The organism is Pseudoxanthomonas taiwanensis, from assembly GCF_010093135.1.
Classification (GTDB): domain Bacteria; phylum Pseudomonadota; class Gammaproteobacteria; order Xanthomonadales; family Xanthomonadaceae; genus Pseudoxanthomonas; species Pseudoxanthomonas taiwanensis.
The window spans coordinates 1-25,229 of record NZ_PDWK01000044.1 but is presented as its reverse complement, the minus strand read 5'-3'; the positions used below and the strand labels follow the sequence as shown (position 1 = coordinate 25,229).

The following is a 25,229-nucleotide window of genomic DNA, read 5'->3' as shown; positions in this document are numbered from 1 at the left end:
CAATGATACGGATGCCGGGGCCGGGGGGGGGGAAGTTGTACGACGGCCCCGGCATCCGTATCATTGCGGGTCCCGCGGCCGGCCGGCCGTGGGACCGCGGAAAGGTGGCAGAGTGGTCGAATGCGCCGGATTCGAAATCCGGTGTACCGGTCTCCGGTACCGTGGGTTCGAATCCCACCCTTTCCGCCAGCTTCCCGAAAGACGGGCCTCGCGCCCGTCTTTTTTTGCGGCGGCCGAACGGCTGCCCGGCACGGGCGCGATGCGTTTATCCTGCGTCCGGGCGAAACCGCCACGGACCCATGATCGAATTCGGACACCTCACCCACCCGGGCCTGCGCCGCGTGCTGAACGAGGACACCTACTACGGCGACGGCGAGCTCGGCCTGTGGCTGGTGGCCGATGGCATGGGCGGCCACGCCTGCGGCGAGGTGGCCAGTGCCCTGGCGCGCGAGGCCATCGTCCGCGAGGTGCGCGGCGGCACGCCGCTGGCCCAGGCCATCCTGCTGGCCGACGAGGAGATCATCCGCGCCTCGCGCCGGCGCAACGACGCCCTGCCCATGGGCACGACCGTGGTCGCCGCGCGGGTGCGCGGGGACCGCTACGAGGTGGCCTGGGTCGGCGACAGCCGCGCGTACCTCTGGCGCGACGGCAGCCTGGCCCAGCTCAGCCAGGACCACAGCTACGTCCAGGACCTGGTCGCCCAGGGCAGCCTGACCCCCGAGCAGGCCCGCCAGCATCCGCAGCGCAACGTGGTCACCCAGGCGCTGGGGGTGACCGATCCGTCCCACCTGAACGTGTCCGTCACCTCCGGCGAGCTGCGCCCGGGCATGCAGCTGCTGCTGTGCAGCGACGGCCTGACCGAGGAGGTGGACGACGCCCGCATCGCCGAGGTGCTGGCGCAGGGCGACTGCAGCGCCCAGGAGTGCGTGGACATGCTGGTGGCCGCGGCGCTGGACGGCGGCGGCTCGGACAACATCACCGTGGTGCTGGTGCGCTGCCAGTAGCGCGCACCCGGGCGGCGCCGGCTCCGGCCGACACCGCCTCCTTGCCTTCCTCCGTCTCCGGCAGCGGCTCCAGCGCGTCCCACAGTGCCCGCCCGGCCTTCTTGCGCAGGGTCGCCAGGCGCTTCCGGTGCGCGGCCGCCTCCTCCGCCGAGGCGGTGATCCGGGGCCGTTCGCCGGCCCCCGGCGCGAACTCGGCCACCGCCACGGTCGTGGCCGCCGCGTCCACCGGCTCGGCAAAGCCGATCTCCTCCTGGCCCGAGGTCAGGGCCAGGTAGACGTCGCACAGGATCTGGGCGTCCAGCAGCGCGCCGTGCAGCTGGCGGTGGCTGTTGTCCACGCCCAGGCGCTTGCACAGCGCATCCAGCGAGTTGCGCTGGCCGGGGAAACGCTCGCGCGCCAGCAGCAGCGAGTCCTCGATCCGGCAGCGGTCGGCGATGCGGCCGTACTGCGGCCCCAGCAGCGACAGCTCGTAGTCGAGGAAGCCGATGTCGAAGGCGGCGTTGTGGATCACCAGCTCGGCGCCGTCGATGAACTCGAGGAACTCGTCCACGACCTCGGCGAAGCGCGGCTTGTCGGCCAGGAACTCCAGGGTCAGGCCGGTGACCTCCTGGGCGCCGGCCTCGAACTCGCGGTCCGGGTTCAGGTAGCGGTGGAAGGTGCGGCCGGTCGGGCGCCGCTCCAGCAGCTCCACGCAGCCGATTTCGACGATGCGGTTGCCCTTCTCCCAGGACAGGCCGGTGGTTTCGGTATCGAGGACGATCTGGCGCACGGGGCTAGTCTACCCTGCCTTGCGCCTTGACCTGCTGCGCGGCCGCGCGCGCCAGCGCGTCCACCCGCTCGTTGTCCGGATCGCCGTTGTGGCCCTTGACCCAGCGCCAGTCCACGCGGTGGCGCTGGCAGGCGGCGTGCAGCCGCTCCCACAGGTCGCGGTTCTTCACCGGGTCGCCGCCGGCGGTCTTCCAGTTGCGCCGCACCCAGCCGGGCATCCATTCGGTGATGCCCCGGCGCACGTACTGCGAGTCGGTGTGCAGCACCACCTCGCAGGGCTCGCGCAGCGCCTCCAGGGCCATGATCGCCGCGGTCAACTCCATGCGGTTGTTGGTGGTATCCGATTCGCCGCCGGCCAGCTCGCGCTCGTGCGCCTTGTAGCGCAGCAGCGCGGCCCAGCCGCCGGGCCCGGGGTTGCCGAGGCAGGCGCCGTCGGTATGGATCTGGATTTGCTTCATTCGCAGTCCGGTTGGGGGGATTCATGCCGCCGGCGCCGCACCGCGGCGCCACCGCAGCGGCAGCGGGGCCACGGGTGCCGCCACCCGCTTCTCGGCCATGATCACGCAGGCCGCGCGCAGCGGCGCGGCGGCACCGCCGGCGCCGGGGCGCATGCGCCAGCACGGGCCGACGAAATGCGCCGGGGCCAGGTACTGCAGCCCCAGCGCGCGCAGCCGGCGCCGGCACAGGCCCGGCGACGGCGCGAAGCCGGGCGCGCCGCCGCCGCGCAGGCGGTACGGGCTCCACGGCGTGAACACGCACAGCCACAGGCGCCCGCCCTCGACCAGCACGCGCACGCTCTCCTCAAGCAGCGCGTCCAGCCGCTCCGGCGCCGGATGCTGCAGGACCACGTCGCCGACGCACTCGCTGGGCAGCGGCAGGGGCAGACCGCAGCGCACGCTGCCGGCGTAGCCCGCGCCGTCCTGGTGCAGCAGCAGGCCGCGGGGCGACGGCGGCCGCCAGCCGCCGGCCGCGACCGGCGCCACCCACAGCCACGGGCGGACCGGGCGGCTGGCCAGCGCCCCGGCCAGCCAGCGCCGCTCCTCGGCCAGCAGCCACTGCCCCGCCTGTCCGCTGAACCAGGTCGAGGCGCCGGGTTGACGGCTGGACGCGGGGACGGGCATGGTCGGATTCTATGCGACTGAGTGCGCTGCCCGCATTCGAGGACAACTACGTCTGGGTCCTCGACGAAGGCCACGGCGCGCTGGTGGTGGACCCCGGAGACGCCACGCCCGTGCTGGCGGCCGCGGCGGAGGGGCTGGCACCGGCGGCGGTGCTGGTCACCCACCACCACGCCGACCACTGCGGCGGCGTACCCGCGCTGCTGGAACGATTCCCCGGCCTGCCGGTGTTCGCGCCCGAGGACGCGCGCATCGCCCTGGATTGCGAGCACGTCGGCGACGGCGCACGCCTGCGCCTGGCCGGCATGGACGTCGAGGTGCTGGCCGTGCCCGGCCACACCCGCAGCCACCTCGCCTTCCGCACCGGAGACGTGCTGTTCTGCGGCGATGCCCTGTTCAGCCTGGGCTGCGGCCGCATGTTCGAGGGCACACCCGCGCAGATGCACGCCTCGCTGCGGCGCCTGGCCGCGCTGCCGGGGCACACCCGGATCTGCTGCGGCCACGAGTACACCCTGGCCAACGCCGCCTTCGCCCTGGCGGTGGAGCCGGACAACCCGGCCCTGGCCCGCCGCCGCGACGAGGCCGCCGCCCTGCGCCGTGCCGGCCGGTCGACCCTGCCGGCCCGGCTGGAGGACGAGCTGGCCTGCAACCCGTTCCTGCGCTGCGACGTCCCGGCGGTGCGCGCCGCCGCCGAGCGCCGCCTCGGTCGCCCGCCCGAGGACGCGGTGGAGGTGTTCGCAGTCCTGCGTGCCTGGAAGGACGGGTTCGGCGCGTGAGCGGGTCGCGCCGGCTCGCGCTGCTGCTCTGGCTGGCCCTGCCGCAGGCCGCGGCCGCCATCGCCCAGGAGGCCGCGCAGGAGCAGGCGCTGCCGGTGGATGCACCGGCCACCCTGCCATCGCCACCGCCCCACCCCGAGGACCCGGAGGCCGCCGGCATGCGCAACGGTCTGGAGATCTACCGGGCCTTCCGCGATGGCCTGGCCGAGCCGGAGTGCAACGGCGACCAGGGCCGCTGGCGTCGCCACTTCGCCCACGCGCCGCGGCGCCTGGCCGACCCGGGCAGCGACGCACTGCCCCTGTTCGGCTACGTGGTCGACGCCCTGCGCGAGGCCGGGCTGCCGACCGAGTTCGCCCTGATCCCGTTCGTCGAGAGCGGCTACGCGCCGGGCGCGCGCAGCCGCAGCGGCCCGGCCGGGCTGTGGCAGTTCATCGACACCACCGCCCGCCACCACGGCGTGCCGGTGGGCGGCGCCTATGACGGCCGCCTGTCGCCGGCCGAATCCACCACCGCCGCGGTGCGCTACCTCAGCACCCTCAACGGCATGTTCGACGGCAACTGGCGCTTGGCGGCGATGGCCTACAACGCCGGCGAGCAGCGCGTGCGCCAGGCGCTGCGACGCAGCGGCGCCGACCCGGCCGCGGCCGGGTCCGCACACCTGCCGGGCCTGTCGCCGGTGACCTACGCCTACGTGGAAAAGCTGCACGCGCTGGCCTGCGTGCTCGAGGAGGCCGGCAAGGACGCGGCCTGGCTGGGCGAACTGGACCGGCCGGTCCTGCACCTGCACGCACACCGTCTGGAAGGCGCCACCCACCTGGCCGACTGGGCGCAGCCGCAGGGCCACGACCCGGAGCTGCTGCGCCGGCTCAATCCGGCCCTGGCCTCGGCCTGGCCGCGTGGCCAGGCGCCGCTGGCGCTGGTACCGCGGACGCCGCCCGGCATCCTGGTCTCCGTCCCCACGACGGAGGCCGACGGCGACGCGGCCGTGGCCGCCCCCCCCGGCGCCGCCGGCGGGGCCGCGCCGCGCACCCACACCGTGCGCAGCGGCGAATCGGTGTGGCAGATCGCCCGCCGCTACGGCATGGCGTCGGCACGGCTGATCGAGCCCAACGGGCTGGGCCGGCGCGCCCTGATCCGGCCCGGCATGGTCTTGCGCCTGGACTGAGCGGCACAAACGCAACGGGCGCGGAAGCCGTGCCTCCGCGCCCGTCGGGTTGCGCCACCGTGCGGCGCGGAGCCGCCCTCGGGACTTACAGCTGCTCCTCGCGCACCTCCACGCGGAAGCGCTGGCGCAGCTGGCGCACGTAGGCGTCGGCCGCGGCGGCGCCGTCGAGCTCGGCCAGCTGCCGGCGCACCTGCTGGCGCTGCTCGGCCGGCAGCTCCTCCGGATTGCCCGGATGCACGGCGGTGACCACGTACAGCACCTGGCGGCCGTCCGGCAGGGCCACGCGGCCAGCCGACGGCTTGCCCTCGGCCGGGGCCTCGGCCTCGAACACGGCGCGGTTGACCTGCGGCGTCGGCACCGGCGCGCCGCGCGGCAGACCCGGCAGCGGGGTGACCTCGGCGCCGGCCGCGGCGGCGACCTCGGCCAGGGCCTCGCCGGCCTGCAGGCGCTTGACCAGCGCCTCGGCGGCCTCGGCCGCGGCCCTGGCGCGGCGGTCGGCGCGCACCGCGGCCACCACCTGGTCGCGCACCTCCTCCAGCGGGCGGGCCTGCTCCGGGGTGTGCTCGACCACACGCAGCACCACGCTGCGGTTCGGGCCCAGCTCGATCGGGTCGCTGGCGGTGCCGTCCTCGATCAGGATCTCGGAGAAGGCGGCGCGCTTGACCTCCGGCGCGGCGGCGATGCCGGTGGCCTCGTCGCGGCTGAACGGCCCCAGGCGCCGCACCTCCAGGCCCACGGCCTTGGCCGCCGGTTCCAGCGTGGACGGGTTCTGGTAGACCAGGTCGGTCAGGCGCCCGCTCAGTTCGCTGTAGGCGCGCTCGCGCTCGGCCTGGGCGTGCTCGCGCGCCAGCTCCTCGCGCACCTCCTCGAACGGCACCTGCTTGCCGGTGCTGACCTCGCGCAGCTGCAGCACGTGGTAGCCGAAGTCGGTCTGCACCGGGCCGCGCACCTCGCCCGGCTGCATCGCGAACAGGGCCTCCTCGAACGGCGCCACCATGGTGCCGCGCTCGACCCAGCCCAGGTCGCCGCCGGCATCGCGCGAACCCGGATCCTCGGAATGCTCGCGCGCCAGCGCGGCGAAGTCGGCACCCTCGGCCCGGGCCTGCGCGGCCAGGCGCTGCGCCTTCTCCTCGGCGGCCTTGCGCGCGGCCTCGTCGGCGTCCGGCTCCACCCGCACCAGGATGTGCGAGGCCAGGCGCCGCTCCGGCTCGACGAAGCGCGACTTCTCCTCCTCGTAGCGGCGGCGCAGGGTGGCCTCGTCGGCCGGGGCCGGCTCGGGCAGCTGCGCGGCGTCCACCTCGACGTACTCGATGGTCACCGTCTCCGGGCGCAGGTAGTCGGCGCGGTGGCCCTCGTACCAGGCCCTGGTCTCCTCGTCGGACACCGGCGCGGCGTCCTCCTCCGGCAGCGGCAGCAGGGCGACCTCCACGTCGCGGGTCTCGGCGGACAGGCGCAGCAGGCGGTCAACCTCCGCGTCGGTGGCGAAGGCCGAAGCGGCCAGCCCCGAGGGGATCAGCGACTGCATCAGGCCCTGCCGCACCATGTCCTCGAACCGGCGCGGGGGCAGCGGCGGCACCTGCGATGCCAGCGCCAGCTGGTAGCGGGTGGCGTCGAACTTGCCGTCGGCCTGGAAGGCCGGGATCTGCCGGATGTACTCGCGCAGGGCGGCATCGGAGACGGTCACGCCGGCGCGGCGCGCGGCCAGCACCAGCGCCTTCTCGTCCACCAGCTGTTCGAGCACGCGGCGCTTGTTCTCGGCGCTCTCGAACTGGCGCGGGTCGAACTGGTCGCCCATCGCCTCGCGCTGGCGCATGCGCTCCTGCTCGAAGCGCTGGCGGAACTCGTCGCCGCTGACCTCCTCGTGCTCCCACAGCATCGACACCGGCCACCAGGCCGGGGCACCAGGCCACCACGCCGGCGGCGCCTTGACCTGGGCGACGTTGTTGGCGCCCATGCCGCCCAGGTAGCTCTGGTCGACGACGAATACGAACGGGATCATCAGCAGCCCGATGATGATCGTGGCGACCCATCCCGAAGACCGCTCGCGGAGTTTCTGCAGCATCTGTTGCCAGCCTGGTTGGTTAAGCGGCGAAGTGTAACCCGGCCGCGGGCGGCCGCGGCGGAACGGCCGGCGCGCCGCCCGCGCGGGCAAAAAGAAAGCCCCCGATCGCTCGGGGGCTTCCTGGATAGTGGCGGAGCGGACGGGACTCGAACCCGCGACCTCCGGCGTGACAGGCCAGCATTCTAACCGGCTGAACTACCGCTCCGCGTTGGGAAATCTATTGTAGGAGAACTTTCGGGTTTGCGCTAGTCCTTCCCACAAATTTTTTCGCGCCGCCGGTGGTGGGTGCTGAGGGTTTCGAACCCCCGACCCTCGCCTTGTAAGGGCGACGCTCTACCGCTGAGCTAAGCACCCGGGTGCCTATTCCCTACCTCGGCAGCAGGCTGATCAGTTTACAGCATCCTTCAGGGCCTTGCCAGCCTTGAAGGTCGGGTTCTTCGAGGCCTTGATCTTGATGGTCTCGCCGGTCTTCGGGTTGCGGCCGGTGCGGGCGGCGCGCTTGCGGACCTGGAAGGTGCCGAAGCCGACCAGGGTGACGGTGTCGCCCTTCTTCAGCGCCTTGGTGATGGTGTTGATCACGGCATCCACCGCGCGGGCGGCTTCGGCCTTGGTGACTTCGGCTTCGCCGGCCACGGCTTCGATCAGATCGGTTTTGTTCATTCTGCTGGCTCCCTGTGCGGCTGCGCCGCGGAGATGGATCCGGTCACGCATGCGTGGCGTGCCCGGTGTGAGTGGACCGCCGCCGCGGAACCAAAGCCGCTGGCGGGGGCGCCCGTTATACAGGGCCGCGCCCCCATGCCGCAAGCCGAAATGCAGCAATGGCGCGGGTTTCCGGCCCGCGCCATTGCATGCGTCGATCGGATGCCGGCCTCAGTGCGTGACGTCCGCCTGGTCCGGAAGCACCCGCTCCCGGCGGCTGCCGCCGCGGGCGCGGCCCGGCTTCGCCTTGCCGCCCTTGGGTGGCCCCAGCGGCCGCTCCAGGGCCAGGTCCAGCACCTGGTCGATCCAGCGCACCGGGACGATCTCCAGCCCCTGGGTGACGTTGGCCGGGATGTCGGCCAGGTCCTTGCGGTTCTCCTCCGGGATCAGCACCGTGCGCACGCCGCCGCGCAGCGCCGCCAGCAGCTTCTCCTTCAGGCCGCCGATGGCGGTGACCTTGCCACGCAGGGTGATCTCTCCGGTCATGGCCACGTCGGCGCGCACCGGCACCTTGGTCAGGGTGGACACCAGCGCGGTGACCATGGCGATGCCGGCGCTGGGACCGTCCTTGGGCGTGGCCCCGTCCGGCACGTGCAGGTGCACGTCGTGCTTCTGCAGGAAGTCGGCGTCGATGCCCAGCACCTCGGCGCGCGAGCGCACCACCGACAGCGCGGCCGAGGCCGATTCCTTCATCACGTTGCCCAGCTGGCCGGTGAGGATCAGCTGGCCCTTGCCCGGCACCAGGGTGGCCTCGATCTGCAGCAGGTCGCCGCCGACCTCGGTCCAGGCCAGGCCGGTGACCAGTCCGATCTCGTTCTGCTCCTCGGCACGGCCGAAGTCGTAGCGGCGCACGCCCAGGTACTTGCCCAGGTTCTCCGAGGTGACCTGCACCAGCGCCTTCGGTGCCTTGCGCGCCTTGCGCGCGGCGGCCTTCCTCGCCGGCTGCGGTCCCTTGAGCGCGATCTCCTTGACCACCTTGCGGCAGATCTTGGCGATCTCGCGCTCGAGGTTGCGCACGCCGGACTCGCGCGTGTAGTAGCGCACGATGTCGCGGATGGCGTCCCCGTCGATGGCCAGCTCCTCGGGCTTGAGGCCGTTGGCCTTCAGCTGCTTGGGCACCAGGTAGCGCTGGGCGATGTTGAGCTTCTCGTCCTCGGTGTAGCCCGGGATGCGGATCACCTCCATGCGGTCCAGCAGCGGGCCGGGGATGTTCAGCGAGTTGGAGGTGGCCACGAACATCACCTCGGACAGGTCCAGGTCGACCTCCAGGTAATGGTCGTTGAAGCTGTGGTTCTGCTCCGGGTCCAGCACCTCCAGCAGTGCCGAGGACGGGTCGCCGCGGAAGTCCATGGACATCTTGTCGATCTCGTCCAGGACGAACAGCGGGTTCTTTGTGCCGGCCTTGTTGAGGTTCTGCACGATGCGGCCCGGCATGGAGCCGACGTAGGTGCGGCGGTGGCCGCGGATCTCGGCCTCGTCGCGCACGCCGCCCAGGCTCATGCGCACGAACTTGCGGTTGGTGGCCTTGGCGATGGACTGGCCCAGCGAGGTCTTGCCCACGCCCGGCGGGCCGACCAGGCACAGGATCGGACCCTTCATCTGCTTGACGCGCGACTGCACCGCCAGGTACTCGAGGATGCGCTCCTTGACCTCCTCCAGGCCGTAGTGGTCGGCGTCCAGCGTGGCCTGCGCGACCTTCAGGTCGCGGCGCACCTTGCTGCGCTTCTTCCACGGCACGCCCAGCAGCCAGTCGAGGTAGTTGCGCACCACCGCGGCCTCGGCCGACATCGGCGACATCTGCTTGAGCTTGTTCAGCTCGCTCTTGGCCTTGGCCTCCACGGCCTTGGGCATGCCGGCCTCGGCGATCTTGCGCGCCAGCTCCTCCATCTCGCCGGGCGAGTCGTCCAGGTCACCCAGCTCCTTCTGGATGGCCTTCATCTGCTCGTTGAGGTAGTACTCGCGCTGGCTGCGCTCCATCTGCGACTTGACCCGGCCGCGGATGCGCTTCTCCAGCTGCTGCACGTCGATCTCGCCCTCGACCAGGCCGATCAGCAGCTCCAGGCGGTCGGCGATGTCGGCCGTCTCCAGCAGGCGCTGCTTGTCCGCCAGGCGCACGCCGATGTGCGCGGCGATGGTGTCGGCCAGGCGGCCGGGCTCCTCGATGCCGGACAGGGTCTGCAGCAGCTCCGGCGGCAGCTTGCGGTTGCTCTTGACGTACTGTTCGAACAGGTTGACCAGGGTGCGGGTGATCGCCTCCAGCTCCCGCTCCTCGCGGTTGGTGGTGCTCTCGACCAGCTCGCCCACGCCGTGCAGGGCGCCGTCGCGCTCGGTGATGCGGCCGACCTTGACCCGGGCGGTGCCTTCGACCAGCACCTTGATGGTGCCGTCGGGCAGCTTCAGCAGCTGCAGGACCTGGGCCAGGGTGCCGACGCCGTGCAGGTCGGCGGCCTGCGGGTCGTCGATCTCGGCGGATTTCTGCGCGACCAGCAGGATCTGCTTGTCGGCCTCCATCGCCTGCTCGAGGGCGCGCATGGACTTGTCCCGCCCGACGAACAGCGGGATGACCATGTGCGGGAACACCACCACGTCCCGCAGCGGCAGGACGGGCAGCTCGAAGGCGTCGGAACGGGTACGGGACATGCAGGCTCCGTTGGGGGAAACGGTTGGCGGCGCGGCCGCCTCCACCCCGTTATGGGGCCTGGCCGCGCGCGATGCAAGCACGGCGCGTTTTCCCTGCCGGATCAGGCAGTTGCGCCGGCGGACCGGTCCGCCCGGGAACCCCGGGCGGGGGCGGATACGGACGCGCCGCCCGGAGGGCGGCGCGCGGGGTCAGTCGGCCGAAGCCACCTTGGTGGACGGCGGCGGCGTCTGGTAGATCAGGTACGGCTCGGTCTTGTGCTCGATGACCGACTCGTCCACCACCACCTTGCTGACGTTCTCCATGGACGGCAGCTCGTACATGGTGTCCAGCAGCACCGACTCGACGATGGTGCGCAGGCCGCGGGCGCCGGTCTTGCGCTTGAGCGCCTTGCGCGCGATCGCGGTCAGGGCGTCGGGGCGGAACTCCAGCTCCACGCCCTCCATCTCGAACAGCTTCTTGAACTGCTTGGTGATGGCGTTCTTCGGCTCGGTCAGGATCTTGACCAGGGCCTCCTCGTCCAGCTCCTCCAGGGTCGCCACCACCGGCAGGCGGCCGACGAACTCCGGGATCAGGCCGAACTTGATCAGGTCCTCGGGCTCGACCTCGGCCAGCAGCTTGCCGGTGTCGGCCTTGCGCGTGCTGCTCTTGACCTTGGCCCCGAAGCCGATGCCGCCGGCCTCGGTGGTGCGCTGCTGGATGATCTTCTCCAGGCCGGCGAAGGCGCCGCCGCAGATGAACAGGATGTTGCGGGTGTCCACCTGCAGGAACTCCTGCTGCGGGTGCTTGCGCCCGCCCTGCGGCGGGACGCTGGCCACCGTGCCCTCGATCAGCTTCAGCAGGGCCTGCTGCACGCCCTCGCCCGAGACGTCGCGGGTGATGGACGGGTTCTCGCTCTTGCGCGAGATCTTGTCGATCTCGTCGATGTAGACGATGCCCTGCTGCGCCTTCTCGACGTCGTAGTCGCACTTCTGCAGCAGCTTCTGGATGATGTTCTCCACGTCCTCGCCCACGTAACCGGCCTCGGTCAGCGTGGTGGCGTCGGCGATGGTGAACGGCACGTTGAGCAGGCGCGCCAGGGTCTCGGCCAGCAGGGTCTTGCCCGAGCCGGTCGGGCCGATCAGCAGGATGTTCGACTTGGCCAGTTCGACGTCGTCGCTCTTCTGCCGGCTCTCGATGCGCTTGTAGTGGTTGTACACGGCCACCGCCAGCGTCTTCTTGGCGCGCTGCTGGCCGATCACGTACTGGTCGAGGACCTCGAGGATCTCGCGCGGCTTCGGCAGCGAGCTGCGCGCCGACTGCGCCTTCTCCTCCAGCTCCTCGCGGATGATGTCGTTGCAGAGCTCGACGCATTCATCGCAGATGAACACGCTCGGGCCGGCGATCAGCTTGCGCACCTCGTGCTGGCTCTTTCCGCAGAAGGAGCAGTAGAGGATCTTGTTGTCGCCGGAACGGCCTTGCCGGTCTTCGCTCATGCTTCGTTTTTCCAGTGTCGCAGCCCGCCGCGGGGGCGGGTCGGTCCGAGAATAGCACAGGGCCACGGGCGCGCCAGCGGCGCGCCGGGCCTTGCATGAATGGGGTCAGGGCCGCCCCGGGACAACCCCGGCCCGGCCGGTGGGACCTCAGCCGGCCTGGATGGAGTCCTCGGGACGGCGTTCGAGCACCTCGTCCACCAGGCCGTAGGCCTTGGCCTCGGCGGCGCTCTTAAAGTTGTCGCGCTCGGTGTCGCGGGCGATGGTCTCGATGGTCTGGCCGGTGTGGTGGGCCAGGATCTCGTTCAGCCGCGAGCGCATGCTCAGGATCTCGCGGGCATGGATCTCGATGTCGGTGGCCTGGCCCTGGAACCCGCCCAGCGGCTGGTGGATCATCACCCGCGAGTTGGGCAGGGCGTAGCGCTTGCCCTTGGCGCCGGCGGCCAGCAGCACGGCGCCCATCGAGGCCGCCTGGCCGACGCAGATGGTGCTCACGTCCGGCTTGATGTACTGCATGGTGTCGTAGATGGCCATGCCCGCGGTCACCAGGCCGCCCGGCGAGTTGATGTACAGGCTGATGTCCTTGTCGGGGTTCTCGGCCTCGAGGAACAGCATCTGGGCGATGATCACGTTGGCCACGTGGTCCTCGACCGGGCCCACCAGGAAGATCACCCGCTCCTTCAGCAGGCGCGAGTAGATGTCGTAGGCGCGCTCGCCGCGGGCGGTCTGCTCGACCACCATCGGGACCAGGTTGAGGGCTTTGGTTTCGAGGCTCATGTTCGGCTCCGGTTGGTCAAGCGGTTGCGGTATGGAACGAGGATACGGCAGGCCCGGCGGCGGCGGGCCGGCGCCGGCGGAGGGGCCTCCGCCGGCCCGGGGCGCCGCGGGCCCGCGCCCGCGCCGCCTCAGCCCCGGATCGCCTCCTGGAAGGTCAGCTTCTGCTCGGTGTGCTGGGCGCGCTCGGCGATCCAGTCGATCACCTGCTCCTCCATCACCCGGGCCTGCAGACCCGACATCAACTGGGGATCGTTCCGGTACATCTCAATGACCTGCTCCGGCTCCTCGTAGGTCGAGGCGATCAGGCGCAGGGTTTCGTTCACGCGCTTGGGATCCAGGCGCAGCTCGTACTGGCGGGCCACCTCGCCGACCAGCAGGCCGGCCAGGACGCGCTTGCGCGCCGGCTCGACGAACTGCTGGTGGGCGTCGGCCGGCACCTGGCCCGGGTCGCGGCCCATGCGGCGGACCTGCTCCAGCTGCTGGGCCAGCATGGCGCGGGCCTCGTTCTCGACCAGGCGCGGCGGCAGCTCGACGTGGGCGTAGGCGGCGGTCAGGGCCTCGCCGACCTCGCGGCGCAGGCGGGCCATCAGGGCGCCCTTCAGCTCGCGCTCCAGGTTGGTGCGGATGTCCTGGCGGAACTGTTCCATCTTGCCGCTCTTGACGCCGAAGCTCTTGATGAACGCGGCATCCACCTCCGGCAGCACCGGCTCGGAGACCTGGTCCAGGGTCACGTGCACCTGGGCGGTCTTGCCGGCCAGCTCGGCCTGGCGCCAGTTCTCCGGGAAGGCCACCTCGACGGTGTGCTCCTTGCCCGGCTCCAGGCCGACCAGGGCCGACTCCAGCGCCGGCAGCAGCTGGCCCGAGCCGATGATGGTGCCGAACCGCTCGCTGCCCTCGGCCGGCTGGCGGAAGTCGCCCAGCCCGGTCCACAGGCTGCCGGTGACCAGGTCGCCGGTGGCGGCCGCGCGCTCGACCTTGTTCCAGGTGCGGCGCTGCAGGCGCAGGTTCTCGATCATCTGGTCGATGTCCGCGTCGGTGACCTCGGCGGTGTGGCGGGTCACCTGCAGCTTGGACACGTCGATCTGGCCGAAGTCCGGCACCACCTCGAAGGTGGCCACGAAGTCCAGCTCGCCCTCGCCGGCGCGGTCGATGCGCGGGGTGCCGGCCACGCGCAGGTCGTGCTCGCGGATGGCGGCGTCGAAGGTCTGGCGCACCAGGGCGCCGAGCACCTCGGCCCGGACCTGCTCGCCAAAGCGCTGCTCGATCACCTTGGCCGGCACCTTGCCCGGGCGGAAGCCCTTGATCCGGGCGGTGCGCGCGATCTCGCGCAGGCGGCCGGCCACGCCGGTCTCCAGCTGCTCCGCCGGCAGGCTGAAGTTCATGCGGCGTTCGAGGTTGCCGGTGGATTCGACAGAGACTTGCATGTTGGTCTGACTCCTGCCGCCGTGACCTTCGTACGGCGGAAATCTCGGGGGTGGACGGAAGGCGCCGGAATCCCCCCGGCGCCTGCGGAAAACGCGCTAGTTTCGCCTATCGGCGGGCGTGGCGCCAGAGTCCCGCGCCGCTCCCATTGACAGGGCCGCACCGCATTCACGACAATAGCCGGCCTTCGGGGCGCCCTCGGGCTCCCGGAAGCCGGGCTCGGCGAGCCGAAGGCCGGACCCGTACCCAGCACGCCGGGGTATAGCGCAGCCTGGTAGCGCGCCTGCTTTGGGAGCAGGATGTCGGGGGTTCGAATCCCTCTACCCCGACCATCCCGTCCAGGGGGAGGCCGATGCGACACCGAGTTGTGCGCCCGTAGCTCAACCGGATAGAGCACCGGCCTTCTAAGCCGGCGGTTGCAGGTTCGAGTCCTGCCGGGCGCGCCAGCATGGGCGCCGGCGGAAGTTCAAAACATGGTGGCTGTAGCTCAGTTGGTTAGAGTGCTGGATTGTGATTCCAGTGGTCGTGGGTTCGAATCCCATCAGCCACCCCATCCCCGAGCGGTTCCGCGTCGCGAGGGGGCTTGCCAGGACGGCAGAAACTGCATAGGATATGCGACTCAGTTCGGGCCGTTAGCTCAGTTGGTAGAGCAGCTGACTCTTAATCAGTAGGTCCAAGGTTCGAATCCTTGACGGCCCACCACCGAACATCGAATCAGCCCCGCCGGCGCGGGGCTTTTTCGTATCCGCGCACCGCCGCCCGCGTGCGGTTTAGAATGCGCCGGCACGCGAAAGTGGCGGAACTGGTAGACGCACTGGATTTAGGTTCCAGCGGGTAGCCCCCGTGCGGGTTCGAGTCCCGCCTTTCGCCCCATCCCGGCCGGCGCCCCGCGGGCGCCCCCTTGATCGGCCCCGGGCATTCCCCCACTTCTTCCCCACCGGACGCCATGTATGCTTCCGGCGGCACTCCAACCACTTCACGGAGCGACACGATGATCCGCAGCGGCAACCCGGCCCTGAAGGAATCCACCTTCCTCGACCTCGGCAGCGGCACCGTCGTCTCGCGCGACGCCGGCGCGATGACCCTCAACGGCACGGTCAACAAGACCGGCCTGCTCCTCCTGCTGGCGGTGCTGACCGGCGCCTACGCCTGGTCGCAGATGCAGATCACCGAGACCGGCGTGACCGGCACCGGCTACGTCTGGGGCGGCGCCATCGCCGGCTTCGTCCTGGCCCTGGTGACCATCTTCAAGAAGGAATGGTCGCCGGTGACCGCACCGCTGTACGCGCTGGCCGAGGGCCTGTTCCTGGGCGGCGTCTCCTCGCTGTTCGAGGCGCGCTTCCCCGGCATCGTCATGCAGGCGGTGCTGCTGACCTTCGGCACCCTGTTCACGCTGCTGATGGCCTACCGCAGCGGCCTGGTCCGCGCCACCGAGAACTTCAAGCTCGGCGTGGTGGCCGCCACCGGCGGCATCGCCCTGGTGTACCTGGCCACCATCGTGCTGGGGTTCTTCGGCATCGGCATCCCGTACATCCACGAATCGGGCCTGGTCGGCATCGGCTTCAGCCTGTTCGTGGTGGTGGTCGCGGCCCTGAACCTGGTGCTGGACTTCGACTTCATCGAGACCGGCGTCGAGCAGGGTGCACCGAAGTACATGGAGTGGTACGGCGCCTTCGGCCTGATGGTCACCCTGGTGTGGCTGTACGTGGAGTTCCTGCGCCTGCTGGCCAAGCTGCAGTCGCGCGACTGAGTCACGGCCGCCACCGCCGGCGGCAGACGCGGAGCGGGCGCCCCGGGGCGCCCGTTTCGCGTTTCAGGCCCGTGCGCCCTGCCCGGCCGGCGCGTCCCGGCCGCGCCGCCGGTCCGGCCACAGCATGAAGCCCACCGCCACCAGCGCCAGCAGCCAGCAGTAGTGCACGCGCCCGGCCAGGGCCAGCGGCGAGACCGAGGCCAGCGAGGCGGCCAGCAGGATCTGCGCGCCGTACGGCAGCACGCCCTGGGCCACGCAGGCGAACACGTCCAGCACGCTGGCCGCGCGCCGCGGGCTGATGCCGTGGCGCCCGGCGATGTCACGGGCCAGCTCGCCGCTGACCAGGATGGCCACGGTGTTGTTGGCGGTCAGCGCGTCGGCGCCAGCCGACAGCGCGGCGATGCTGAACTCCCCGGCGCGGCGCCCGGTATGGCCGCCGGCGAAGCGGGCGATGGCCCCGGCCAGCCACTCCAGCCCGCCGCCGGCGCGGATCAGCGCGGCCAGCCCGCCGACCAGGACCGACAGCAGCACGATCTCGACCATGCCCTCGAAGCCGGTCCAGACGTCGCCGGCGAAGCGGGCCGGTCCGTAGCCCTCGCCCAGCAGCACCCCGGCCAGGCCGGCGGCGACCAGGCCGATGCCCAGCACCAGCACCACGTCCAGCCCGAGCAGGGCCAGCGCCAGCACCAGCAGATACGGCAGCGCCAGCCATGGCGATACCGCCGCCGGCGCGGCCCCCGGCGCCGGGTCGCCCAGCACCGCCAGCAGCGCCGCGGTGGCCAGCGCCGCCGGCAGCGCGATGCGGAGGTTCTCGCGGAACTTGTCGCGCATCTGCGCGCCCTGGCTGCGGGTGGCGGCGATGGTGGTGTCGGAGATGATGGACAGGTTGTCGCCGAACATCGCCCCGCCGACCACCGCGCCGGTGACCAGCACCCGGTCCAGCCCGGCGGCATCGGCCACGCCCAGGGCGATGGGCGCCACCGCCGCCACCGTGCCCATCGAGGTGCCGATGGACAGGGACACGAACGCGGCGGCCAGGAACAGGCCCGGCAGCAGCAGCGCCGGCGGCAGCATGCCCAGGCCCAGCGCCACCACCGCGTCCACCGCGCCGATCGCCCTGGACACGGCGGCGAAGCCGCCGGCCAGCAGGAAGACCAGGCACATCAGCATGACGTTGGCATCGCCCATGCCGGACAGCAGCACCGGCTGGGCCTGCAGGCCGCGGCGGCGGACCAGCCACAGGCCCAGCGCCAGCGCCGGCAGGATCGCCACCGGGGCGCGCAGCTGGTAGAAGCCCAGGGCCCTGCCCTGGGCGGTGAAGTACAGCCCGGCGCCGAAGAACAGGGCCAGGAACAACAGCAGGGGCGTCAGCGCCAGCGCGCTGGGACGGGGTTTCATGCGGGAGAAGGACGCGGGGGAACGGACCGCACATCCTAAGGCCCGCGACCGCCTCCCCGGGAAGGCCCGTAATGGAAAACGGGACGCTCGCGCGTCCCGTTCCCCGTCAGCCCCGGGCCGGATCGGCTCACACGCGGCTGGCGATGGCCTTGGCGAAGCCCATCGTGGTGCCGGTCCCGCCCAGGTCCGGGGTCAGGCTGTCCCTGGCCTCCAGCGTGGCGATGATGGCCTTGCGCAGGCGCTCGGCGTTCTGCGGCTGGCCGATGTGGTCCAGCATCTGGGCCGCACCCAGCAGCAGCGCGCACGGGTTGGCGATGCCCTTGCCGGCGATGTCCGGGGCCGAGCCGTGCACGGCCTCGAAGATGGCCGCGTCCTTGCCGATGTTGGCGCCCGGGGCCAGGCCCAGGCCGCCCACCAGGCCGGCGCACAGGTCGGAGATGATGTCGCCGAACAGGTTGGTGGTGACGATGATGTCGAACTGCTCCGGACGCATCACCAGCTGCATGCAGGTGTTGTCCACGATCATCTCGTTGAACTCGATCTCCGGGTACTGCGTGGCCACCTCGCGCGCCACCTTCAGGAACAGGCCCGAGGTGGTCTTGAGGATGTTGGCCTTGTGCACCGCGGTGACCTTCTTGCGCCCGGTGGCGCGGGCCAGGTCGAAGGCGTAGCGGACGATGCGCTCGGAGCCCTTGCGGGTGATCTTCTGGGTCAGGGTGGCGACCTCGCCGTCCTCGGAGATGGCCTGGCCCTCGCCGATGTAGGCACCCTCGGTGTTCTCGCGCACGGTGATCAGGTCCACGCCCGAGGGGAAGCGCGACCGGGTGTTCGGGAACGACTTGGCCGGACGCACGTTGGCGTACAGGTCGAAGTGGCGGCGCAGGGCCACGTTGATCGAGCTGAAGCCTTCGCCGACCGGGGTGGTCAGCGGGCTCTTCAGGGCCACGCCATTGCGCCTGATCGAGTCGAGCGTGGCCTGCGGCAGCAGCTCGCCGTGCTTCTCCAGGGCGACCAGGCCGGCATCGACCTCCTCGTAGGACAGGCCGGCGCCGAGCGCCTCGAGCACGTGCAGCGTGGCATCCATGATCTCCGGGCCGATGCCGTCGCCGCGGATGACCGTGATCTTCTTGGTCATGGGTTGGGGTTCCTTGCAGGCAGGCACACGCCCGGGACCGGGCGTGGCGGATGGGATGGGAAGGGGGTAAACAGTTGGCCGTGAAATTATGCCCGATCGCCGGCCCGGACCCCACCTCGACCTTGGGAGGGGCCGGCCGGCGCGGCCTCAACCGTGCTCGTGCGGGGCGGCCCCGGGGGCTTCCTCCCCGGCCTCCAGCTGGTCCAGGAAGTCCACCGCCCGGCGCAGGTGCGGGATGACGATGGAGCCGCCCACCACCAGGCCGACCGAGAAGGCCTCGAAGAACTCCTCGCGGCTGACCCCGGCCTGGCGGCACTGGGCCACGTGGTAGCTGATGCAGTCGTCGCAGCGCAGGACCAGCGAGGCCACCAGGCCCAGCAGCTCCTTGGTCTTCACGTCCAGGGCACCGGGCTGGTAGGTCTGGGTGTCCAGGGCGAAGAAGCGGCGCACCACCTGGTTCGGCTCGGCCAGGATGCGTTCGTTCATGCGCTGGCGGAACTCGGTGAAGGCGCGTACGCGGTCCCCGCCGCCGGCGCCGCTCATGCCGAGGCCTCCGGCGCCTGGCCGTCCAGCAGCGGCAGCAGCTTGCCGGCCCGGTGCAGGGCCATCATGTCGTCGTAGCCGCCGACGTGGACGTCGCCGACGAAGATCTGCGGCACGCTGGTGCGGCGCGCCAGCGCCACCATGCGCTCGCGCTCGGCCGGATCCAGGTCCACCCGGATCTCGGTCCAGGTGCGGCCCTGGCTCTTGAGGAAGTTCTTGGCCGCCACGCAATAGGGGCAGACGGCGGTGGAGTAGATGCGGATCTCGGGCTGTGCGTTGGCCACCGGAAACTCCATGGCTGCGTTGTTGTCAGACCAGATATGGTATCGGCCGGGCCGTTTACAGGCCCGGAACGCTGTGGATTAACCACCGATTCACCCGCCCCCGGCCCCGGCCGGGGCATGCTGCGATCGGATCGAACCGGAGTCCGCCTTGCGCACCCTGCTGCTGGCCGCCGCCGTCTCCCTGGGCCTTGCCGTCGCGACCGCGCCGGCGCAGGACCTGCGCCTGCCCGACATCGGCTCCTCCGCCGGCGAGCTGCTGACCCCGGCCCGCCAGGCCGAGTACGGCGCGATGATGCTGCGCGAGCTGCGCAACTACGGCTACACCCTGGAGGACCCGCTGCTGGACGACTGGCTGCAGTCGCTGGGCAACCGCCTGGGCGCCAACAGCGACCGGCCGGAACAGCCGTTCACCCTGTTCATGCTCAAGGACCGGCAGATCAACGCCTTCGCCACCCTGGGCGGCTACATCGGCATGAACGCCGGCCTGGTGCTCACCGCCGAGCGCGAGGACGAGGTGGCCGCGGTGCTCTCCCACGAGATCGCCCACGTCACCCAGCAGCACGTGCTGCGCGCGGTGGAACGGGCCCAGCGCGACCAGGTGCCGATCCTGCTGGGCATGCTGGCGGCGATCGTCGCCGCCCAGGCCGCCGGCGGCAATTCCACCGGCGACGCCACCCAGGCGGCGATCGTCAGCGCCATGGGCCTGATGCAGCAGACCCAGATCAACTACACCCGCTCCAACGAGGCCGAGGCCGACCGCATCGGCATCCGCACCCTGGCCCGCACCGGCTACGACGTGGACGCCATGGCCGGGTTCTTCGAGCGGATGTCGCTGGCCATGCGCGGCAACCAGGGCGGCTACAGCGTGCCGGAGTACCTGCGCACCCACCCGATGACCCTGACCCGCATCAGCGAGGCCAAGGAGCGCGCCGAGCAGCTGCGCCGCACGGGCGTGGCGCCGACCCGGGCCACCACCACGGTGACCACCGAGGACGGGCGCCGGGTGGAACGGGTGGAGCCGGTGCCGCCGGTGCAGGCCCCGCCGCCGCCGGGCAACGGCAACCCGTTGCTGCCCTCGCAGCTGCGCATCGGCGGTCTGGACGAGGCGCTGGGCTACGGCGAGTCCGGCCAGTTCCGATGGGCACAGGAACGCCTGCGCGCCCTCAGCGCCAACACCACCGACGCGGCCATCCGCGAGTACGAGGCCCTGCGCCGGGCCCGCCCCGAAGGCCTGACCGACGCGCAGCGCTACGGCCTGGCCCTGGTGCGGATGGCGCGCGAGCCGCAGGCGGCGGTGGCCGAGCTGGAGGCGCTGCTGCGGCGCCACCCGGACCATGTCTGGATCACCCTGGCGCTGGCCGAGGCCGAGTCCCGCGCCGGCCGCCACGAGGACGCCAACCGCCGCTTCGAAGCGCTGCTGCAGCGCCTGCCCGGCAGCCGCCCGGTGGCCCTGACCTATGCCCGCGTCCTGGTCGAACAGGGCGGCACCGGGGCCGGGCGCCGCGCCCAGGCCGTGCTGCGCCCGCTGCTGGCCAGCGCCGCCGAGGACCCGGTGTTCCAGGAAACCTTCGCCCGCGCCTGCGAGCTGGCCGGCGACACTGTGCGCGCCGCCGAGGCCTGGGCCGAGGCCGCCTTCCTCAAGGGCCGCCCGGAGCAGGCCCTGATCCAGCTGGAGAACCTGAAGAAGCGTGGCGATCTGGACTACGTGACCCGCGCCCGGGTGGACGCGCGCATCGCCGCCATCACCCCGACCGTGCTGGAGCTGCGCCGCCAGGGCGTGTACGACCCGGACATCCGGCGCCGCTGAGCAGCCTGTCATACAACCGTCATGCGCCCGTAGTCCAATACCTGCGACGCCACCGGCGGGGACCGCCCATGCAGAAGCAGATCCTCATCGTCGACGACGAACCCGCCATCCGCGACATGGTCGCCTTCGCCCTGCGCAAGGGCGACTTCGCCCCGGTCCTGGCCGGGGACGCCCGCCAGGCGCAGGAGGCCATCGCCGACCGGGTGCCGGACCTGATCCTGCTGGACTGGATGCTGCCGGGCACCAGCGGTTTGGAGCTGGCGCGGCGCTGGCGCCGCGACGGGCTCACCCGCGAGGTGCCGATCATCATGCTCACCGCCCGTGGCGAGGAGGACGACCGGGTCGGCGGCCTGGAGGCCGGAGTGGACGACTACGTGGTCAAGCCGTTCTCCGCGCGCGAGCTGCTGGCACGGATCCGCGCGGTGATGCGCCGCGCCTGCGGGGACGATCTGGACGGCAGCGTGACGGTGGGCGTGCTGCGCATCGATGGTGCCGCGCACCGGCTCTATGCCGGCGACCGGACGGTGCCGATCGGCCCGACCGAGTACCGCCTGCTGCACTTCTTCATGACCCATCCGGACCGGGTGTACAGCCGCGCCCAGCTGCTGGACCATGTCTGGGGCGGCAACGTGTACGTGGAGGAACGCACCGTGGACGTGCACATCCGCCGCCTGCGCCGCACCCTGGAGCCGTACGGCGCCGACGCGATGGTGCAGACCGTGCGGGGTGCCGGCTATCGTTTCTCCGCCCTGGTCTGAGGCGGCCACCGCGGCAGGCATGCGTCCCCCCGTCCCCCCGTCCCACGGATCCCGCCACGCCCTGCCGCCGCCGTTGCGCCGCGCCCTGTGGCGCAGCCTGCGGGACGCGCTGCTGGTGCTGGCCGCGGCCGCGCTCGCCGGCCGGGTCGCCGGCCACCCCGGCGCGGCGCTGGCGGTCGCCGCCCTGGGCCTGCTGGGCTGGCACGGCTGGCGCCTGTACCGCCTGCTGCAGGGCCGCCGACCGCCGGCGGCGGAGGCCCGCGGCATCTGGGACGCGCTGGGGCGCCTGCTGCACCGGCGCCAGGCACAGACCCGCGCGGCCCGCCGCCGCCTGCTGCAGCTGCTGCGCGCCTACCGTGCCGCCGCCGACGCCCTGCCCGACGCGGTGGTGGTGGTGGACCGCAACACCCAGCGCATCCGCTGGTTCAACCGCGCCGCCACCGGCCTGCTGGGCCTGGCGCCGCACCGCGACCTGGGCGCGCCGCTGGCCGCGCGCCTGCATCCGCTGCCGATCGCGCATTGGCTGGCCGCCGGGCGCCGGGCCGAGCCCATCCTGGACGCGCCCTCGCCGGTGGACGGGCGGGTGCACCTGCACCTGCGCCTGCTGCCCTACTCCGAGGACCTGTGGCTGCTGGTGGCGCGCGACGTCACCCAGCTGCTGCACCTGGAGCGGATGCGGCGCGACTTCGTGGCCAACGTCTCGCACGAGCTGCGCACGCCGCTGACCGTGGTCCACGGCTACCTGGACATGCTCGATCCGGAGGATCATCCGGAATGGGCGACGGCGCTGGCGGAGATGCGCAGGCAGTCGCAGCGCATGGCCCGGCTGGTGGAGGACCTGCTGACCCTGTCCCGCCTGGAATCGCGCGACAGCCTGCCCGAGGAGCCGGTGGAGATGGCACCGCTGCTGGCCTCGCTGGCGCGCGAGGCCGCGGCGCTGGGCCAGGGCCGCCACGCCGTCGAGGTGCGCGACGAGGCCGGCTGCGACCTGCTCGGCTCGCCGCAGGACCTGCACAGCGCCTTCTCCAACCTGGTCGCCAACGCGGTGCGCTACACCCCCGCCGGCGGCACGGTGCGGATCGTGTTCGCGCGCGAGGACGGCGGTGGCGCGGCCCTGTCGGTGGAGGACACCGGCCCGGGCATCCCGGCCGAGCACATCCCGCGCCTGACCGAGCGCTTCTACCGGGTCTCGGCCAGCCGCCCGCGCGAGAGCGGCGGCACCGGCCTGGGCCTGTCCATCGTCAAGCACGTACTGGGCCTGCACCAGGCGCGGCTGTCCATCGACAGCCGGGTCGGCCACGGCAGCCGGTTCACCTGCCATTTCGGCCCGGAACGGGTGCGCATGAGGCATGATGGCCCGGTGGCCGCGCCGGCCGCGCCATGAGGCCGCGGCCGGCGCGCACCGACACCGGAGCCGGTCCTGCATGAACCACGACAGCCGCCTGCCCGATCCCCTGCACGCCGCGCACGCACCCGGCGCCGATCCACTGCGCGACCCCGCCCTGTACCTCAACCGCGAACTGTCGCAGCTGGATTTCAACTTCCGCGTGCTGGCCCAGGCGATGGACCCGCAGGTGCCGCTGCTGGAGCGGCTGCGCTTCCTTTGCATCTCCTGCACCAACCTCGACGAGTTCTTCGAGATCCGTGTGGCGACGGTGCGCCATTCGGCGCAGCTGTGCCTGACCGCCGCGCCGGACGGCATCACCCCCGGGCGGCTGCTGGAGCTGATCCACGAGCGCTCACGCGAGCTGGTGGATGCCCAGTACCGCTGCTGGAACGAGGTGCTGCGCCCGGCCCTGGCCAAGGCCGGCGTGCGCATCGTCAACCCGCGGCACTGGACCCCGCGCCAACGGCGCTGGCTGCGCGCCTACTTCCGCACCAAGGTCATGCCGGTGCTCTCGCCGCTGGGCCTGGACCCGTCGCACCCGTTCCCGCGCATCCTCAACAAGTCGCTCAACGTGGTGGTGGTGCTGGAGGGCATCGACGCCTTCGGCCGGCCCGGCCACCTGGCCATCGTGCGCGCACCGCGCTCGCTCAGCCGCATCGTCGAGCTGCCGCCCCGCCTGCGCGGCAGGGACGAGCGGGCCTTCGTGCTGCTGTCCTCGATGCTGTCCACCTTCGCCGGCGAGCTGTTCCCGGGCATGACGGTGCGCGGCGCCTACCAGTTCCGCGTCACCCGCGACTCCGAGCTGATGCTGGACGAGGACGAGGTGGAGAACCTGGCCTCGGCCCTGCGCAGCGAACTGCCCGGCCGCGGCTACCGCCCGGCGGTGCGCCTGGAGATCGCCCACGACTGCCCCCGGCCGATCGTGCGCACCCTGCTGCAGAACTTCGGCCTGGGCGAGAACGCGGTGTACTACATCGACGGCCCAGTCAACCTCAACCGGGTGATCCAAGTCTACGACCTGGTGCAGCGTCCGGAGCTGAAGTACCCGCCCTTCGCCCCGCGCCAGCGCCTGGAGGACGAGGACGTGTTCGCCCGGGTGGCGCGCGGCGACGTGCTGCTGCACCACCCGTTCGACTCCTTCGCCGGGGTGCTGGAGCTGCTCAAGCAGGCCGCCAGCGACCCGGACGTGCTGGCCATCAAGCAGACCCTGTACCGCACCGGCAAGGACTCGGCCATCGTCGACGCCCTGGTGCAGGCCGCCCGCAACGGCAAGGACGTGACCGTCGTGGTGGAGCTGCGCGCGCGCTTCGACGAGGACGCCAACCTGGGCGTGGCCGACCGCCTGCAGGAGGCCGGCGTGCAGGTGGTGTACGGCGTGGTGGGCTTCAAGACCCACGCCAAGATGCTGCTGATCGTGCGGCGCGAGGGCCGGCGCCTACGCCGCTACGTGCACCTGGGCACCGGCAACTACCACGGCGGCACCGCGCGCCAGTACACCGACCTGGGCCTGATCACCGCCAACCCGGAGATCGGCGAGGACGTGCACCAGCTGTTCCAGCAGCTGTCCGGGCTGGCACCGCGCATCCGCCTGCAACGCCTGCTGCACTCGCCCTTCACCCTGCACAGCGGGATGCTGCAGCGGATCGAGCGCGAGGCACGCATCGCCGCCGCCGGCCGCCCGGGCCGGATCATCGCCAAGATGAACGCGCTCAACGAGCCGCAGGTGGTGCGCGCCCTGTACGCCGCCTCCCAGGCCGGGGTCCGGATCGACCTGATCGTGCGCGGCGCCTGCACCCTGCGCCCGGGCATCCCCGGCGTGTCGGAGAACATCCGGGTGCGCTCCATCGTCGGCCGCTTCCTCGAGCACAGCCGGGTGTACTGGTTCGGCAACGACGGCCGACCGGAACTGTTCTGCGCCAGCGCCGACTGGCTGGAGCGCAACCTGCTGCGGCGGGTGGAAATCTGCTTCCCGATCCTGGACCCGGAGCTGGCCGCGCGGGTGGAGCGCGAGGTGCTGCACAACTACCTGGCCGACAACATCAACGCCTGGGAGCTGGGCCCGGACGGCCGCTACCGCAAGTGCGAGCCGGCCCCCGGCCAGGCCCCGCACTCGGCGCAGCAGGCCCTGCTGGACGAGCTCTAGGGAAGGTCTGAACAACTCCGCCCGATTGCGCGACAATGCCTCACCGTGATCGGGGTGAGTGCGATGCAGCTGTCGTTCGGTGATGCCGAGGGTCTGGGGAGCCGCAAGCGCACGCGGCGCGA

General features: G+C 71.8%; 21 protein-coding genes and 8 tRNA genes. 14 read left to right on the top strand and 15 right to left on the bottom strand.

Annotation, left to right across the window (positions count from 1 at the left end):
* Positions 1 to 98: 98 nt before the first annotated feature.
* Positions 99 to 189 (top strand) — tRNA-Ser (locus tag CR938_RS09505).
* A gap of 110 nt (positions 190 to 299) precedes the next feature.
* Positions 300 to 1,004: a PP2C family protein-serine/threonine phosphatase gene (locus tag CR938_RS09500; RefSeq protein WP_162124778.1), complete on the top strand. Its 705-nt coding sequence runs from the start codon at positions 300 to 302 to the stop codon at positions 1,002 to 1,004.
* Here the strand turns inward: CR938_RS09500 and dnaQ are convergent.
* Genes dnaQ through CR938_RS09485 form a run of 3 tightly spaced genes read right to left on the bottom strand, consistent with a single transcriptional unit; the run spans position 976 to position 2,893 of the window.
* Positions 976 to 1,773 carry a DNA polymerase III subunit epsilon gene (gene dnaQ, locus CR938_RS09495; RefSeq protein WP_162124777.1) on the bottom strand — a complete coding sequence of 266 codons (798 nt, stop codon included), beginning with the start codon at positions 1,771 to 1,773 and terminating at the stop codon, positions 976 to 978. The genes CR938_RS09500 and dnaQ overlap by 29 nt on opposite strands.
* A gap of 4 nt (positions 1,774 to 1,777) precedes the next feature.
* Positions 1,778 to 2,230, bottom strand: coding sequence for a ribonuclease HI (gene rnhA, locus CR938_RS09490; protein WP_162124776.1), 453 nt, complete (start codon positions 2,228 to 2,230; stop codon positions 1,778 to 1,780).
* A 21-nt stretch (positions 2,231 to 2,251) separates the two neighbouring features.
* Entirely contained in the window at positions 2,252 to 2,893 is a 642-nt protein-coding gene (locus CR938_RS09485; RefSeq protein ID WP_162124775.1) for a hypothetical protein, read from the bottom strand.
* An 11-nt stretch (positions 2,894 to 2,904) separates the two neighbouring features.
* On the opposite strand from CR938_RS09485, the gene gloB reads away from it, so the two are divergent.
* Positions 2,905 to 3,666 carry a hydroxyacylglutathione hydrolase gene (gene gloB / locus CR938_RS09480; protein ID WP_162124774.1) on the top strand — a complete coding sequence of 254 codons (762 nt, stop codon included), beginning with the start codon at positions 2,905 to 2,907 and terminating at the stop codon, positions 3,664 to 3,666.
* Positions 3,663 to 4,832, top strand: a complete 1,170-nt coding sequence (locus CR938_RS09475; protein ID WP_246191033.1) for a lytic transglycosylase domain-containing protein — start codon at positions 3,663 to 3,665, stop codon at positions 4,830 to 4,832. The genes gloB and CR938_RS09475 overlap by 4 nt, the downstream gene beginning before the upstream one ends.
* Before the next feature lie 85 nt (positions 4,833 to 4,917).
* Here the strand turns inward: CR938_RS09475 and CR938_RS09470 are convergent, their stop codons facing one another.
* The 8 genes from CR938_RS09470 to tig form a co-directional block, all read right to left on the bottom strand.
* Positions 4,918 to 6,894 (bottom strand): peptidyl-prolyl cis-trans isomerase, encoded by a 1,977-nt coding sequence (locus CR938_RS09470; protein ID WP_162124773.1) that lies wholly within the window; start codon positions 6,892 to 6,894, stop codon positions 4,918 to 4,920.
* A 128-nt stretch (positions 6,895 to 7,022) separates the two neighbouring features.
* Positions 7,023 to 7,099 (bottom strand) — tRNA-Asp (locus tag CR938_RS09465).
* Positions 7,100 to 7,173: 74 nt separating this feature from the next.
* Positions 7,174 to 7,248 (bottom strand) — tRNA-Val (locus CR938_RS09460).
* Positions 7,249 to 7,281: 33 nt separating this feature from the next.
* On the bottom strand, positions 7,282 to 7,605 hold the full coding sequence (locus CR938_RS09455) for an HU family DNA-binding protein (RefSeq protein ID WP_281350250.1): 324 nt from the start codon (positions 7,603 to 7,605) through the stop codon (positions 7,282 to 7,284).
* 159 nt (positions 7,606 to 7,764) lie between these two features.
* Positions 7,765 to 10,233: an endopeptidase La gene (gene lon, locus CR938_RS09450; RefSeq protein ID WP_162124771.1), complete on the bottom strand. Its 2,469-nt coding sequence runs from the start codon at positions 10,231 to 10,233 to the stop codon at positions 7,765 to 7,767.
* 189 nt (positions 10,234 to 10,422) lie between these two features.
* The gene (gene clpX, locus CR938_RS09445) at positions 10,423 to 11,706 is read right to left on the bottom strand and encodes an ATP-dependent Clp protease ATP-binding subunit ClpX (protein ID WP_162124770.1); all 1,284 of its coding nucleotides are present in this window, start codon (positions 11,704 to 11,706) and stop codon (positions 10,423 to 10,425) included.
* A gap of 147 nt (positions 11,707 to 11,853) precedes the next feature.
* Positions 11,854 to 12,480, bottom strand: coding sequence for an ATP-dependent Clp endopeptidase proteolytic subunit ClpP (clpP, locus tag CR938_RS09440; protein WP_162124769.1), 627 nt, complete (start codon positions 12,478 to 12,480; stop codon positions 11,854 to 11,856).
* Between the two features lie 128 nt (positions 12,481 to 12,608).
* On the bottom strand, positions 12,609 to 13,904 hold the full coding sequence (gene tig / locus CR938_RS09435) for a trigger factor (RefSeq protein WP_162124768.1): 1,296 nt from the start codon (positions 13,902 to 13,904) through the stop codon (positions 12,609 to 12,611).
* A gap of 253 nt (positions 13,905 to 14,157) precedes the next feature.
* Between tig and CR938_RS09430 the strand changes: the two genes are divergently transcribed.
* The 6 genes from CR938_RS09430 (at position 14,158) to CR938_RS09405 (ending at position 15,652) form a co-directional block, all read left to right on the top strand.
* Positions 14,158 to 14,234, top strand: a tRNA-Pro gene (locus tag CR938_RS09430).
* 37 nt (positions 14,235 to 14,271) lie between these two features.
* Positions 14,272 to 14,348, top strand: a tRNA-Arg gene (locus CR938_RS09425).
* A gap of 30 nt (positions 14,349 to 14,378) precedes the next feature.
* Positions 14,379 to 14,455 (top strand) — tRNA-His (locus CR938_RS09420).
* Positions 14,456 to 14,528: 73 nt separating this feature from the next.
* Positions 14,529 to 14,604 (top strand) — tRNA-Lys (locus CR938_RS09415).
* 85 nt (positions 14,605 to 14,689) lie between these two features.
* Positions 14,690 to 14,775: transfer RNA gene (locus tag CR938_RS09410), tRNA-Leu, on the top strand.
* Between the two features lie 121 nt (positions 14,776 to 14,896).
* Positions 14,897 to 15,652: a Bax inhibitor-1/YccA family protein gene (locus CR938_RS09405; protein WP_162124779.1), complete on the top strand. Its 756-nt coding sequence runs from the start codon at positions 14,897 to 14,899 to the stop codon at positions 15,650 to 15,652.
* A gap of 63 nt (positions 15,653 to 15,715) precedes the next feature.
* Here CR938_RS09405 and CR938_RS09400 read toward each other — a convergent pair whose 3' ends face one another.
* The 4 genes from CR938_RS09400 to grxC form a co-directional block, all read right to left on the bottom strand.
* Positions 15,716 to 17,050, bottom strand: a complete 1,335-nt coding sequence (locus CR938_RS09400; protein ID WP_162124767.1) for a Na+/H+ antiporter NhaC family protein — start codon at positions 17,048 to 17,050, stop codon at positions 15,716 to 15,718.
* Between the two features lie 127 nt (positions 17,051 to 17,177).
* Entirely contained in the window at positions 17,178 to 18,185 is a 1,008-nt protein-coding gene (locus tag CR938_RS09395) for an isocitrate dehydrogenase (RefSeq protein ID WP_162124766.1), read from the bottom strand.
* Between the two features lie 147 nt (positions 18,186 to 18,332).
* On the bottom strand, positions 18,333 to 18,728 hold the full coding sequence (locus CR938_RS09390) for a carboxymuconolactone decarboxylase family protein (protein ID WP_162124765.1): 396 nt from the start codon (positions 18,726 to 18,728) through the stop codon (positions 18,333 to 18,335).
* Positions 18,725 to 19,024 (bottom strand): glutaredoxin 3, encoded by a 300-nt coding sequence (gene grxC, locus CR938_RS09385; protein ID WP_162124764.1) that lies wholly within the window; start codon positions 19,022 to 19,024, stop codon positions 18,725 to 18,727. Before grxC ends, CR938_RS09390 begins: the two co-directional genes overlap by 4 nt.
* 136 nt (positions 19,025 to 19,160) lie before the next feature.
* On the opposite strand from grxC, the gene CR938_RS09380 reads away from it, so the two are divergent.
* The 4 genes from CR938_RS09380 to ppk1 all read left to right on the top strand — a co-directional run bounded on the left by CR938_RS09380 (position 19,161) and on the right by ppk1 (position 25,107).
* Entirely contained in the window at positions 19,161 to 20,819 is a 1,659-nt protein-coding gene (locus CR938_RS09380) for a M48 family metalloprotease (protein WP_162124763.1), read from the top strand.
* A gap of 68 nt (positions 20,820 to 20,887) precedes the next feature.
* Positions 20,888 to 21,577: a phosphate regulon transcriptional regulator PhoB gene (gene phoB / locus CR938_RS09375; protein ID WP_162124762.1), complete on the top strand. Its 690-nt coding sequence runs from the start codon at positions 20,888 to 20,890 to the stop codon at positions 21,575 to 21,577.
* Between the two features lie 61 nt (positions 21,578 to 21,638).
* Positions 21,639 to 22,961, top strand: coding sequence for a phosphate regulon sensor histidine kinase PhoR (gene phoR / locus CR938_RS09370; RefSeq protein WP_425502432.1), 1,323 nt, complete (start codon positions 21,639 to 21,641; stop codon positions 22,959 to 22,961).
* Positions 22,962 to 23,001: 40 nt separating this feature from the next.
* Entirely contained in the window at positions 23,002 to 25,107 is a 2,106-nt protein-coding gene (ppk1, locus tag CR938_RS09365; protein WP_162124760.1) for a polyphosphate kinase 1, read from the top strand.
* Positions 25,108 to 25,229 lie beyond the last annotated feature (122 nt).

Coding starts and splice junctions, on each gene's coding strand:
- CR938_RS09500 (WP_162124778.1), top strand. CDS start 300: ATGATCGAATTCGGACACCTCACCCACCCGGGCCTGCGCCGCGTGCTG.
- rnhA (WP_162124776.1), bottom strand. CDS start 2,230: ATGAAGCAAATCCAGATCCATACCGACGGCGCCTGCCTCGGCAACCCC.
- CR938_RS09485 (WP_162124775.1), bottom strand. CDS start 2,893: ATGCCCGTCCCCGCGTCCAGCCGTCAACCCGGCGCCTCGACCTGGTTC.
- gloB (WP_162124774.1), top strand. CDS start 2,905: ATGCGACTGAGTGCGCTGCCCGCATTCGAGGACAACTACGTCTGGGTC.
- CR938_RS09470 (WP_162124773.1), bottom strand. CDS start 6,894: ATGCTGCAGAAACTCCGCGAGCGGTCTTCGGGATGGGTCGCCACGATC.
- CR938_RS09455 (WP_281350250.1), bottom strand. CDS start 7,605: ATGCGTGACCGGATCCATCTCCGCGGCGCAGCCGCACAGGGAGCCAGC.
- lon (WP_162124771.1), bottom strand. CDS start 10,233: ATGTCCCGTACCCGTTCCGACGCCTTCGAGCTGCCCGTCCTGCCGCTG.
- clpX (WP_162124770.1), bottom strand. CDS start 11,706: ATGAGCGAAGACCGGCAAGGCCGTTCCGGCGACAACAAGATCCTCTAC.
- clpP (WP_162124769.1), bottom strand. CDS start 12,480: ATGAGCCTCGAAACCAAAGCCCTCAACCTGGTCCCGATGGTGGTCGAG.
- tig (WP_162124768.1), bottom strand. CDS start 13,904: ATGCAAGTCTCTGTCGAATCCACCGGCAACCTCGAACGCCGCATGAAC.
- CR938_RS09400 (WP_162124767.1), bottom strand. CDS start 17,050: ATGAAACCCCGTCCCAGCGCGCTGGCGCTGACGCCCCTGCTGTTGTTC.
- CR938_RS09395 (WP_162124766.1), bottom strand. CDS start 18,185: ATGACCAAGAAGATCACGGTCATCCGCGGCGACGGCATCGGCCCGGAG.
- CR938_RS09390 (WP_162124765.1), bottom strand. CDS start 18,728: ATGAGCGGCGCCGGCGGCGGGGACCGCGTACGCGCCTTCACCGAGTTC.
- grxC (WP_162124764.1), bottom strand. CDS start 19,024: ATGGAGTTTCCGGTGGCCAACGCACAGCCCGAGATCCGCATCTACTCC.
- phoB (WP_162124762.1), top strand. CDS start 20,888: ATGCAGAAGCAGATCCTCATCGTCGACGACGAACCCGCCATCCGCGAC.
- ppk1 (WP_162124760.1), top strand. CDS start 23,002: ATGAACCACGACAGCCGCCTGCCCGATCCCCTGCACGCCGCGCACGCA.